The organism is Flavobacterium sp. FlaQc-48, assembly GCF_044007335.1.
Taxonomy (GTDB): Bacteria; Bacteroidota; Bacteroidia; order Flavobacteriales; family Flavobacteriaceae; genus Flavobacterium.
In genome coordinates this window covers 81338-94522 of record NZ_JBIPCR010000017.1, presented here as the reverse complement: position 1 = coordinate 94522, position 13185 = coordinate 81338, and the positions used below count along the sequence as shown (strand labels likewise).

7 protein-coding genes are annotated in these 13185 nt (G+C 38.3%); all 7 read right to left on the bottom strand.

Annotation, left to right across the window (positions count from 1 at the left end; translation table 11 throughout):
- Positions 1-7 precede the first annotated feature (7 nt).
- Positions 8-1669, bottom strand: a complete 1662-nt coding sequence (locus ACHRWY_RS21880) for a T9SS type A sorting domain-containing protein (RefSeq protein WP_395357525.1) — start codon at positions 1667-1669, stop codon at positions 8-10.
- A 617-nt stretch (positions 1670-2286) separates the two neighbouring features.
- The gene (locus ACHRWY_RS21875) at positions 2287-3291 is read right to left on the bottom strand and encodes an isoaspartyl peptidase/L-asparaginase family protein (RefSeq protein WP_395357524.1); all 1005 of its coding nucleotides are present in this window, start codon (positions 3289-3291) and stop codon (positions 2287-2289) included.
- A 67-nt stretch (positions 3292-3358) separates the two neighbouring features.
- Positions 3359-4261 (bottom strand): ROK family protein, encoded by a 903-nt coding sequence (locus ACHRWY_RS21870; protein ID WP_395357523.1) that lies wholly within the window; start codon positions 4259-4261, stop codon positions 3359-3361.
- Between the two features lie 186 nt (positions 4262-4447).
- Positions 4448-5908 (bottom strand): glycoside hydrolase family 125 protein, encoded by a 1461-nt coding sequence (locus ACHRWY_RS21865; RefSeq protein WP_395357522.1) that lies wholly within the window; start codon positions 5906-5908, stop codon positions 4448-4450.
- 4 nt (positions 5909-5912) lie between these two features.
- Positions 5913-8198, bottom strand: coding sequence for a GH92 family glycosyl hydrolase (locus ACHRWY_RS21860; RefSeq protein WP_395357521.1), 2286 nt, complete (start codon positions 8196-8198; stop codon positions 5913-5915).
- Between the two features lie 267 nt (positions 8199-8465).
- The gene (locus ACHRWY_RS21855) at positions 8466-10727 is read right to left on the bottom strand and encodes a GH92 family glycosyl hydrolase (protein WP_395357520.1); all 2262 of its coding nucleotides are present in this window, start codon (positions 10725-10727) and stop codon (positions 8466-8468) included.
- A 218-nt stretch (positions 10728-10945) separates the two neighbouring features.
- Complete coding sequence (locus ACHRWY_RS21850; RefSeq protein WP_395357519.1) at positions 10946-12934, bottom strand: glycosyl hydrolase 2 galactose-binding domain-containing protein; 1989 nt, start codon at positions 12932-12934, stop codon at positions 10946-10948.
- Positions 12935-13185: the final 251 nt, after the last annotated feature.

The window sequence follows — 13185 nt, the reverse complement described above, 5'->3', positions numbered from 1 at the left end:
TTCTTCATTATTTAACAGATTTAATCACTTTTACAGACTCGGTTTTTACATCTGTTTTGATTTTGATGATGTAAATTCCTTCGGAATACTTACTTAAATTCACCGGAACCGTTCTGTTTGTAATGGCAAACTCCTGTAAAGTGCGTCCCATAATATCGACCAGCGTTGCGGTACCTTCCTTAAAATCATAACCAATAATGACATTGGTATAGCTGGTTGCCGGGTTGGGGATTGCCTCGATACTCGATTTGACTTTTTCTACTTTTGCTTTATCTTTTAGTTTAACCACCCAAAAGTCATTACCGCCAATACTGCCATTTCTGTCTTTTGAAGCACTTGAGTTAGACGTACCGGCCATTAAGTAACCGCCATCGCGGGTTTCGACTAACTTTCTAAGGATGTCTTCTCCGGCACTGCCTACGGTTTTACTCCAGATTTCCTCGCCTTTATCATTAACTTTTAAGGCGATATAATCGTTGATACCGTCTTTTTCCTTACTGACCAAACCACTTACTTTGCCCATAATCCCTTCTCGCGGGCGTTTGCTTTCGCTTTGTGCATAGCCGCCAATTAAATAACTCTGATCTTTGTTTTCGACCAAAGAAGTCAGGATATCGACTTTGCCAAAATCATAGGTTTTACTCCATACTACGGCGCCGTCCTGATCCAGTTTTAGTAGCCAGTAATCTGTGCCGTTGCCTACAATACCGCCTAAAGTGGTTAAAGCATTTTTGCTGTTGGAGTTTCCGCCCACGATATAACCGCCATCGCTGGTCTGATGAATGACATAAGGCTGATCGTCGCCTTCTGCCCCATAAGTATCCTGCCACTGGATTTCGCCGGTATCGTTTATTTTAATAATCCAAAAATCTCCAACACCCTTATTGTTTGCTGTTTTATCGCCTGAAACCGGTGAAGTGGAGTATCCGGCCAGAATATACCCATTGTCTGTGGTTTGCTCCATGCTTCGCAGCACATCAGCATATTGCCCACCGTATGTTTTCTGCCATTCTATATGGCCCTGCTTGTCGAGTTTGACAATCCAGTAATCCATATTGCCACGGCTTTTTTCTGATTTACTGAACAAATCGGCTGTAGTAGTTGTTGATTTTGCATCGGGTTTAACAATGGAAACAGCCGATGGGCCGGAACCCGAAGAACCTCCTAACATATAACCGCCATCTTTGGTCTGAAAGGCACAGAGCAGTTCGTCCTGGCCTTCACCCCCTATGGTTCTTTGCCATTGTTCTGCTCCTGAGGCATCTAATTTTATGACCCAGAAATCTGTAATGCCTTTACAGTTTTCATTTTTTTGAAACCCCTTTCCTGAAGCTGAAGTGCCCGCCAGAATAAAACCGCCATCTCTGGTATTTTTAACACTTTGAAGCAAGTCAAGACCATTTCCTCCCATACTTTTCTGCCAGACGAGATCGCCTTTTTCGTTCATTTTCCAGATCCAGTAATCTAAATCACCCTGATTATCGTCCGTCTTATTTCCGGTTTTATTGGACAAAGAACTGCCTGCCAGAATAAAACCATAATCAGCTGTGGGCTGCGCATCAAAGAGGTGATCGGCATGAGTTCCGCCATACGATTTTTCCCAAAGGATATCCTGAGAATAAGTGAATAATGGCATAACAAAAGGCAAGAGTAGATAAATCTTTTTCATAATCAAATTTGGTTAACAGGAGACATGGATTTCAATGTGTAAATCTAAATCACCAAGGAATTATAACTTTACGGCTTTCCTTATTTTCAGTATATTTTTCATCATTTAAAACAAAACACTATGAATAATAGCAACAAACAAGGCACTTTAACAATAATTAGACAAAAAAAATCAAAACAAAAAAAATTGCTCTGCGCCCATATTCTCCGGATACATAAATACAGGAAACAGTAGAAGGTTAACATATTTATTTAAAATAATTTATTACAATAATTATATAAAATGTAAATAAAAACTTAAATAAATACAATTTTAGAAATATTTTCCGGTACTTGCAATACCGGAAATCGGGTATTTTTAAAAATATTTTAGTAACCAAAATCAGGGATGCTTACTCGATCTAAATGCAGCAGGTTAATGGTAAGAATAGTTCAGAAATCCGCATGGTTAGGGAGTAGCCGGATAAAGTTTGACAGCGGTTCGAAGCTTTTGTTTTTAACGTACGGAATTTCAGGACTTTCGCATTTGTCATGACGAGTAACTGAAAAAAAAATGCGTAAAGATCAAAAAGATCTTTACGCATGATAAAAACAATTAACTCCTGGCGGAATCAATTACTATATTTTCAAAAAGTATTCGGCATCGATTAGTTTATTTCCGGTATCGTCATAAACAGCGTAGTTAAAACCGCCCTGTACACAATACGAACCATATTCTCCGGCTTTGTTCAGCGCTATAAAACCTACCTGAATGTCTTTTAACTCCTTCTTTCTGTTTTGGGTTAGTTTTACAATTCTGGCAACGGCTTCTTCGCAGGCTTTTTGAGGCGATTTGCCTTGTCGCATTAATTCGACTACCAAATGACAACCTGAAATACGGATTACTTCTTCGCCATGACCTGTGGCTGTTGCGGCTCCAATTTCGTTATCTACATACAAACCGGCTCCAATAATGGGCGAATCTCCAACACGTCCGTGCATTTTAAATGCCATTCCGCTTGTGGTACAGGCGCCCGAAAGGTTTCCGTGGGCATCCAGGGCAATCATTCCAATCGTATCGTGGTTTTCGATATTGGCGATGGGTTTGTATTTACTGTCTTTGAGCCATTCTTTCCATTCTTTTTCAGATTCTTCCGTTAAAAGGTTTTCTTTTTTAAACCCCTGAGAGACGGCGAATTGCAAGGCTCCATCGCCTACCAGCATCACGTGGGGTGTTTTTTCCATTACCGCTCTGGCAACTGATATAGGGTGTTTTATATATTCTAAACAGGCTACGGAACCGATATTGGCATTTTCATCCATGATACAGGCGTCTAACGTTACACGGCCATCTCTGTCCGGGCGTCCGCCATAACCCACGCTTCTTTCTTTGGGATCGCCTTCGGGAATTTTAACTCCTGCTTCGACAGCATCCAGCGCTGTTCCTTTATTTTTTAAAACTTCCCAGGCTGCTTCGTTTGCCGGGATTCCAAATCGCCAGGTTGAAAGTACAATGGGTTTCTTTCCTTTTTTGGAGACTAATCCTTTTTCTTCTCCTGATTTTGTATCAAAAGATTGTAACGCGACAGCTACTGAAGCTATTGCTGCGGTCTTTATGAAATTCCTGCGATTTGAGTTTGCCATATTAAAATAAAATTTAAACCATGTAACATTAAAAATTTTAAACCAAGTGCCGTAAATTTAGAAAAAATTACGCTGTATAAAGCAGACTTACTGCTCCAATTAAAGCAGCGGCTTCATTATCTTTTGAAATGGAAATATTGATTTCAATTCCTGCTTCTTTAATTTTTTTACTGAAATCTTCCAGAAAAAATTCGCTTGCATTGGCAATTTTTCCTCCAATAATAAAACTATCGGCATTGAATTTTTTTAACCACGGAATCACAATATCGGCTAAATTTTCTCCCATTTCATTAAATGCTTTTATGGCATTATTATCACCGTCTTTAGCCAGATTAAAAAGCTCTAATCCGTTTGTAACAGCGTTGCCTGTTAAAGCTTTATAACGTTTTATTAGTCCTCGTGCCGAAACATAATCTTCGGCAATGCTTTCTTTAAAAGCCAGATTGTAAATTTCTCCGTCTGCTGGTACAGATTCTCCCGCAGCAACCGAAACTCCTTTATCGATAAAACAAGCGCCAAGTCCGGTACCAAGTGTGATTGCCATTACTTTCTTGGACAGGTTACGGGCGTCTTTGTAGACTTCGCCTTTCCCAAAACAAACGGCATCGTTTTCAAAAAGAATTGGAAAATCACTTGTAAGATTAAGCGTTCCCTGAAATAAATAACGAACATTGAGTCCGTAAAAATGTTCATATTTAGACTGGTCTTTGATCCAGCAAATTCCATTTTCATAGTCAAACGGCCCCGGCATACAAACGGATAATCCCATTATATTCTCTACTTTCGAATTTTTAATCGAAGTCTGAATGCCTTTTTCCCAGATAGACATTACCTGATCTACCGGCAAATTAGAGTCAAAAGATTCTTTGTGCAGCGAAAGAGCAAGCAATTGCATATTTTTAACATCTATAATAGCTGTGGTAATATGTGTTCCTCCAATATCAATTCCTACGGCATATTCTTTATTCATTCTTTATTTTTTTGAATTGAACCATTAAGAGCGTTAGAAAATTTAGTTTTGATTCTTTTTTCACCATTAAGGAATTAAGTTGATTACGTCTAACGGCTTCATCTTTCCTACTGGTAAGTATTTTTTCTGTCTCTACTTTTTAAAAGCTTTATTTTACTACTCTCTTAATGGTAAATATTTCTTTTTTTATATGTTTTTGTCTTTTAAAATCTGAGGATAATGAAGGCTTGTATGCACAATCATTTCTCCAAATAGCGTATTGGCCCAGGCAAACCATTTTCTTGTAAACCTGGTTACATCGTCTTTATGAAAGGACTCGTGCATAAAACCTGTATCAGCATTGGTTTTGATCAGATTGCTAATACACGCTTTGATCTCTTTTTCATCGACACTGGTAATGGCTCTTAAAACAATACTCATAGGCCAGATGGTATCTGTTCCTGTATGTGGGCCTCCAACGCCTTCGCCTGCTTTTCCTTTATAAAAAAACGGGTTATTTTCTGAAAGTACTACTTTACGGGTATTGAGATACAATTGATTGTCCGGTTCAATTGCGCCTAAATACGGCAATGACAATAATGACGGAACATTGGCATCATCCATCATATGGAAACTTCCGTATCCGTTTACTTCAAAAGCAATGATTTTTCCGAATTTTGGATGCTCGATGATACCGTTTTCTTCTAATCCTTTCTGAACTTGTCCTTGTAATTCTTTTGCTTTAGCTACTAAATTATCGTCTTTTAATGCCGGCAAAGAGAAAATTTCCTGAAGGTATCCCAATACTTCAATCGCAAACATATTACTCGGAATCAAATAGCCAAACAAGGTACTGTCATCACTTGGCCTGAAAGTCGAAACAATCAATCCGCATGGTTTTACCGGATAGCCGTAACCGCTTAAAGGTACACCATCTGTAGCCCAGGCTGTAACGCGCTGAAAATTGTATGGCCCTTTATCCGTCCAGCGTTGTTGCTCTTTAAAGGTTTGCAGAACCAAAAGCATGGCTTCTTTCCACTTGCTGTCGAACAAACTGATATCTCCGGTTTCCTTCCAATAGCCATGTGCCAATCGTATGGGGTAACACAAACTGTCAATTTCCCATTTGCGTTCGTGAATGCCCGGCTGCATCTTCGTCATGTCATTTTTCCATTCGCTTACCTGATTGAAATCTTTATAAAAAGCATTCGCATAAGGATCTAACAAAATACATTTTGTCTGGCGGTTGATGACACCTTTTACCAGTTCTGCCAGTTTTTTGTCTTCTTTTACAAACGGAATATACGGCCAGATTTGTGCTGTACTGTCACGCAGCCACATGGCATCGATATCTCCTGTAATGACATACGTATCCGGTTTTCCGTCGATGATTTCAAAATCGACTGTAGTGTCTAAGGTGTTTGGAAAACAGTTTTCGAACAACCATGCCAGTTCCGGATTTGCGATTTGTTTTTTGATCCTTACGATTGCAGCTTCGACTGCTTTACTCGTAAATTTTCTTTCGGCTAACGGTGGCCTTTTGGTAATAAAATCTTTTAAGGCAAAATTGAAAGCATCCGACTGCATCCCGAAAACATCGGTTTGAAGTGCCAATAATCCTGCTGAAAAAATTCCTGTGTTTTTTATAAATTTTCTACGTGACTGCATAGTATTATTTTGAAGTTGAATAAGAATATGGATAGGCACTTGCCGAAGTTCCTCTTTGTAAATTAGGTGTGCTGCTCATGTCAAAGTTTAATTCACCACCTTTTAATACTTCAAAATGGTTGATGAAATTTTTGGCATAAGTGGTCGTATCCCATTTTAAATCCTGAACATATTTGTTGGTTTCAGAATTGTTTGGTGCCTTGATCACCAGTTGTTTTCCGTTTTCTAATTGTAGTGTCAGTTTTTTAAATAATGGTGCTCCCAAAACATATTCTTCTGTTCCCGGGCAAACCGGATAGAATCCCATTGCAGAGAAAACGTACCAGGCTGAGGTTTGTCCGTTATCCTCATCTCCGCAATATCCGTCCGGAGCGGGTTTGTACAAACGGTTCATGACTTCGCGGGACCAGTATTGTGTTTTCCAGGGTTCACCTGCATAATTGTATAAGTAAATCATGTGCTGAATTGGCTGGTTTCCGTGTGCATATTGTCCCATATTCATAATTTGCATTTCGCGGATTTCGTGAATTACCGATCCGTAATAACTATCATCAAAAACCGGCGGCGTTGTAAATACAGCGTCTAATTTTGCTGTGAAATTTTTCTCTCCGCCCATTAAATCGATCAAACCCTGTACGTCATGAAAAACACTCCAGCTGTAATGCCAGGCATTTCCTTCGGTAAAAGCATCTCCCCATTTAAACGGATTGAAATTTTTTGGAAAACTTCCGTCTTTATTTCTACCGCTCATCAAACCAATTTCAGGATTATAAAGATTCTTATAATTCATCATTCGTTTTTCGTATAAAATGATTTCTTTTTTCGGACGGTTTAAGGCTTTTGCCAGTTTCCAGATCGTAAAATCATCATAAGCATATTCTAATGTCCGGGCTGCATTTTCATTAATTTTCACATCATAAGGCACATATCCTAAAGTGTTGTAATACTCCACTCCCTTTCGTCCCACAGCATCCAGCGGCCCTTCGTTATTGGCTCCGTGCACTAATGCTTCGTACAATTTGTTAATGTCATATCCTCGTAATCCTTTAATATAAGCATCCGCAACTACAGATGCCGAATTATTCCCGACCATTACGTTTCTGAATCCCGGGCTGGACCATTCCGGCAGGAAACCGCCTTCTTTGTAATCGTTGATTAATCCTTCCTGCATTTCTTTGTTTATAGAAGGATAAACTAAATTCAGTAAAGGATATAACGCACGGAAAGTATCCCAAAAACCTGTTCCGGCAAACCTGTAACCCGGTAAAGTTTTACCATTGTAAGGGCTGTAATGCACAATTTCTCCTTTTGCATTTATCTCATATTGTTTTTGCGGAAAACAAGCGGTACGGTATAAACAAGAGTAAAATGTTTTTAATTGTTCTTCGCTTCCGCCTTCGGCTGTTAATTTTCCTAAAACTTTATTCCATTCCTGTTTGGATTGCGCTACGGTTTCATTAAATGAGGCTGTTCCTAATTCATTTTTTAAATTTAACTCCGCTTGTTCCGGACTGATAAATGAAGAGGAAACTTTTACGTTTACGATTTCTCCTTTTCTGGTTTTAAAGCCAACCACTGCTCCTGTATGATTGTCTTTTAATTCCAGTTTGTCTTTTTCTAAAACTTTATCGTGCCAGGTAGAGTGGGTTACAAATGGCTTATCAAACTGCAAGACGAAATAATTTTTGAAATTCTCCTGTACTCCGCCACTATTGCGGGTTGTGTAACCGATAATTTTATTTTCGGATGGAATTATTTTGATGTACGACCCTTTATCAAATGCATCAATTACAATAGAAGATTGTGCATTCTCCGGAAAAGTAATCTGAAAATGTGCAGCCCTTTCGGTAGCGGTGATTTCTGTCGTTACATCATAATCGGCAAGATATACACTGTAATAATAGGGTTTTGAAACCTCAGCTTTATGGCTGAACCAGCTTGCTCTTTCTTCTTCTGTAAAAGCTAATTTTCCGGTTACCGGCATGATCGAAAACTGTCCGTAATCGTTCATCCAAGGTGATGGCTGGTGGGTTTGTTTGAATCCCCTGATTTTTTCGGAAGTATAAATATACGCCCATCCGTCGCCCATTTTTCCGGTTTGCGGTGTCCAGAAATTCATTCCCCAGGGTCTGCAAATCGCAGGATAGGTATTTCCGTTTGAAAGACTATGCAATGATTGTGTTCCCATTAAAGGATTTACATATTCTACCGGATCTAACGTTTTAACTTGTGCATTTACAAAAACGCAACATTGCATTAATCCTAAAAAAATTAAACTCTTTATTTTCATATCCTTTTTTTATTATCCTAACAGGTTTTAAAAACCTGTTAGGTATTATGTGTGTTTTTTATGAAATGTGCATTCTCCACTTGCAAAGTTTTGTAAAAGTCTGAGCCTTTGATAAAGCTATCCTAAACCTAAAACTATACCCCGTTTAAAACTATACTTAAACAGCTTTTAAACTATACCTAACAGGTTTTAAAAACCTGTTAGGAAAAAATGTGAATGAAATCTTTAACTTCTTACATCTCAAATCTATATTCTAAAATCTTAAATTTAAAGCGGTCTGTCTTCTTTCTTCACTCCAAAAGTTGTCGATGGTTTATTTCCCATATACAATTTCAGCTCTCCTCCTTTTACAATCATATCGTGCGTGATGTATGATTTTGTATACGGTTTTCCGTTATAATCTGCTTTTTGGATATAGATATTGGTTTTACTATTGTTTACTGCATTGAGTGTAAACGAAATTCCTTCTTTATAATGAACTGTAGCTGTATTAACTAACGGACTTCCCAAAACGTAAATTCCGTTTGCCGGATTAACCGAATAGAATCCCATTGAAGAGAAAACGTACCAGGCCGACATTTGCCCCAAATCTTCGTTACCACATAAGCCATCCGGTTTTGTTGAGTAGAATTTATCATCAATTTCACGGATTAGCTTTGCTGTTTTCCAGGGTTGTCCCGCATAAGCATACAAATATGGAATATGATGATTGGGTTCGTTTCCTTGTGCATATTGACCAATTAATCCGCTAATGTCCGGAGAAATTTCCTCTCCTTCTACTTTGTCTGTGATCAGGAAAAGAGAATCTAATTTGGCTAAAAATTTATCTTCGCTTCCAAACAGTTCAATTAAACCGTAAGGGTCCTGAGGGACTAACCAGGTATATTGCCACGCATTTCCTTCAACATAATCGTCTTTACGATGTGCCGATGAAAGCGGATTAAAGGGTGTTCTCCACTTTCCATCTGTTAATTTTCCTCTCATGAAAGTGGTTTCTTTATCGAAATACAATTTGTACAAATTCGCTCTTTTCGAGAAATAATTATAATCTTCCGTTTTGCCTAAAGATTTTGCCATTTGCGCCACACAATAATCATCAATGGCATATTCTAGAGCATTACCAACAGATTCTAACATTTTATCGGCAGGGATATATTCCAGTTTTTGAACATAATCCATTCCGTCCCGCGTTTGCATGGCTGTTTTTTTGATGGCTTCATACGCCAATGCGGTATCATAACCTCTATAGCCTTTTAGATAGGCATCTGCAATAACGGCAATCGAGTGATTTCCGTTCATGGTATTGGTTTCATTGCCCATTAAATGCCAAACCGGTAATCGGCCCTGTTGCTCGTAAATCGCCAAAAATGATTTTACAATGTCATTGATCTTATCTTCTTGTGTAATGGTATACAACGGATGTAAACCACGATAGGTGTCCCAAAGTGAAAAAGTGGTATAATTTGTAAAATTTGCTTTTTCGTATACTTTTTTGTCTGTTCCTCTGTAATCGCCATTGGCATCATTGAAAATCGAAGGGGCAAACATGGTATGGTATAAGGCCGTATAAAAAACTTTCATCGTTTTATCATCTCCTTTGATCTGAATTTTCTTTAATTCCCTGTTCCATTTTGATGTGGCAGTTTTTACCGTCTGATCAAAATCCCAATTCGGAATTTCTGCTTTTATGTTTAAAACAGCATTTTCATAGCTTACCGGAGAAATACCTGCTTTTACTAAAACCTGCTTGTTTTTTGTGGCAAAATCCAGAATGGCTTTCATTTTTAATCCTTCGCCTTCATTTCCATTTACTTTGGTCTTATCATCGTATAATGCTATATTTGAAATTGGTTCCGAAAATTCGATTGCAAAATAAACACGCTGATCTGCTGCCCAGCCTGCTGAAAAACGATAGCCTACAAGTGTCGTTTCGTTTATTTTTTTGATAAATGTTTTGACGGGTTTATCCCAGCCAATACCATCTGCAAGGTCTACTAAAATATGATTATCCTGCGTACTATTAAACGTGTATTTATGAAAACCCACTCTTTCACTGGCAGTCAATTCGGCTTTAATTTTATATTTATCCAATAAAACGCTGTAGTATCCTGGTTTACTCACTTCATTTCCATGTGAAAAATAAGAGCCGTAACCGTTTGCCATATCTTCTTTTGTTCCTTTAAACAAAGGCACTTTTCCGGAAACGGGAAGCAAGAGAATATCATTTAAATCGCCAATTCCGGTTCCGCTTAAATGCGTATGCGTGAATCCTAATATTGTATTACTGGCATAGTTGTACCCGCTGCACCAGTCCCAGCCTTCAAATATATTAACAGGGCCTAATTGTACTGCTCCAAACGGAACATTAGCCCCCACAAATACATGTCCGTGCCCGGCAGAACCTATCAATGGATTTACATATTGGGTGTAATCTATATTGTTTTGTTTTGCTTTCTTTTCCTGTGAGATTACAGGGAAATTAATTAGCATAATTATGGCGAAAACAATGTGTTTATATTTTGTAATCATGTTATTCATTTTTTATTTTACTTGTTTGATGGCACACGGATGACGTGGATTAAACGGGTTTATACAGATTTTTTTTAATCTTTGAACATAAAAAAATTAACCGCAAAGTGCGCAATAATTTACGCAAGGCTCGCAAAGGAGACGTATTACTGTGCGCCTCTACAAAAACCTTTGTCGCTTTGTTCCTTTGAACCTCTGTCCCTAAAAACCTAAGAACCTTAGTACCTCTTCAAAACATCATAAAGAGAGTAAATTTTCAAAACCGGCTTTATTACTTTCCCTTCAAACGTGATTATTTTTTCTTCTCCGGGCTTTAAATCGAAATAATTGTCGCTCCATTTTCCGGTATATCCTTTTATGGAAACGTTTACGTATTTGGCAAATTTGGAAGCTTTTAAAATTACTTTATTTCCTTTTAATTCCCACGTTATTTTTGGTTCTTCCAGTTTTAAATTTATCGGACGTGTCAAATCTATTTCGGGGGTTTTGTCGTCACGATAGGCTTCTTTCATGGCGTACCAGGCTGCTTTGGGCTGACGATCGTAATAATCGGTTACACTCCAGCTTGCTACCGGCCAGCAATCGTTGAGTTGCCAGACTAAAGTTCCCATATTGTAAGGTGCTTTTGAACGGTGAATGCCAATAATATTTTTTAGCGAATAATATTGTAAACACTGTGTGAGATAGGAATAATCCTCGACATTCATTTTCTTTATTTTGACCGAATCAATAAAATACCGATTCAGATACGAATCTAATTTCAGGAATCCTTTGCCGGCTTTTTGATGCGCCTGCAAGATATCCGAATATAAATAGCGGTCTTCCGGCAAGGTAAATTTTTCGATCGAGGAATAGGTTGGCATGGCCTGCATTCCGTATTCGCTCACAAAGCGGCCTGTTTTTTTCTGTACGGCTTCGACATCTTCTAATCCCCACCAGGTTCCCCAATAATGGCTGTCACCTTCAGTAAGACTGGTGCTTCTTGACCAGTGAAACATTGGTGATGAACTGATATAAGGACGTTTGGTATCGACTTCTTTTACCCATTTTGGGATGCTGTCCTGAAACAGGCGAACGTAATCTTTCCATAAACGGGTTGAATCCTGCTTAGACATTTTCATGGTCTTTTGCCAACCCCAGTCTTTAAAGGCTTCGTCGATTTCATTATTGCCGCACCACAAAACAATACTTTTATGATGGCGTAAACGTTTTACCTGATACTGCACTTCTTTTTTTACATTATCAAAAAAAGCATCATCTCCCGGTACCATTGTTCCGGCAAACATAAAATCCTGCCAGATATAGATTCCGTTTTTATCACATAAGTCGTAGAAATAATCGTCTTCATAGATTCCGCCGCCCCAGACACGAAGCATGTTCATGTTGGCGTCTTTGGCCATCCCTACTACTTTTTCGTATTCTTTTTTGGTTACGCGCGACAGAAAAGCATCTGACGGAATATAGTTAGCCCCTTTCATATAAACGGGCTTTCCATCAATTTTAAAGTAGAATGTTTTACCCAGATTATCCGGTTCCTGCACCAATTCGATTTTGCGGTCCGGCACATACGGTTTCTCCGGAGTTTTTTCGTCGTATACTTCTAAGCGTGGCGTTTTCCAGATTCCGCAAGTAGTGAATTTTGGTCCCCAGTCCCATCCAAAATGATATTGTGCTTTACGTACATACGCTCTTGGATTATCCGGGATTACAAACGGAAAATCTTTTTTGGCCAATGAATCCACCACATTTTGTGCCGATTTAAAAACGACCACCAAATCATTATGACCGGATTTAATTAGTTTTTTAACATCAACACGCCATTGGCGAAACATATTATCGGCTTTTAGAATTTCTTTATTGTTAAGGTAAACAGTAGCATAAGTATCTAAACCGTCAAAAACCAATTCGGCATTCTTCTTTTTTAATAGCGCCGGACTAACCTGAAAAGTGGTTTTATATTCCCAGTCTTTCTTTTCGATCCATTCCAGTTTTTTTTCGTTGTCTCTGTAAAATGGATCCGGTATTAATTTATTGTTCAGCAAGTCTGTATGGATTTCTCCGGGAACAGTGGCGGGATTCCACTTTGCTGTTTTTACTTCCCGATATTGCCATCCGGATTTCAAATCTATATTTTGGGCATTTACGGCAAATGAAAAATTTGCCAGACAAATACCTAAAATCCAATAGAAGCTTTTTTTAGACTCCATTTTTATTGTATGCTTAATTATTATGTGTGGGCAGTTTAATTTTTGGCAGTTTGAGAAGGACAATTGGTAATCCATTATCCTTCTCTGTAGGTTTGTATCAGAATACAAGGTAACTAACAAAATATCCAGAAATCATTTCCTTTTTACAGCTGCCGGTTTTATTAATTTTAGATTGCTGATTTTAGATTTTTATAGTCCTTAAAAAAATCAATCTTTCATTTTAGGTTCATTTGAAGATAATCTCTTCTTTT

Excerpts from the sequence above, each read along its gene's own strand:
- ACHRWY_RS21855 (WP_395357520.1), bottom strand. The coding sequence starts at position 10,727 with ATGATTACAAAATATAAACACATTGTTTTCGCCATAATTATGCTAATT.
- ACHRWY_RS21870 (WP_395357523.1), bottom strand. The coding sequence starts at position 4,261 with ATGAATAAAGAATATGCCGTAGGAATTGATATTGGAGGAACACATATT.
- ACHRWY_RS21860 (WP_395357521.1), bottom strand. The coding sequence starts at position 8,198 with ATGAAAATAAAGAGTTTAATTTTTTTAGGATTAATGCAATGTTGCGTT.
- ACHRWY_RS21850 (WP_395357519.1), bottom strand. The coding sequence starts at position 12,934 with ATGGAGTCTAAAAAAAGCTTCTATTGGATTTTAGGTATTTGTCTGGCA.
- ACHRWY_RS21875 (WP_395357524.1), bottom strand. The coding sequence starts at position 3,291 with ATGGCAAACTCAAATCGCAGGAATTTCATAAAGACCGCAGCAATAGCT.
- ACHRWY_RS21865 (WP_395357522.1), bottom strand. The coding sequence starts at position 5,908 with ATGCAGTCACGTAGAAAATTTATAAAAAACACAGGAATTTTTTCAGCA.
- ACHRWY_RS21880 (WP_395357525.1), bottom strand. The coding sequence starts at position 1,669 with ATGAAAAAGATTTATCTACTCTTGCCTTTTGTTATGCCATTATTCACT.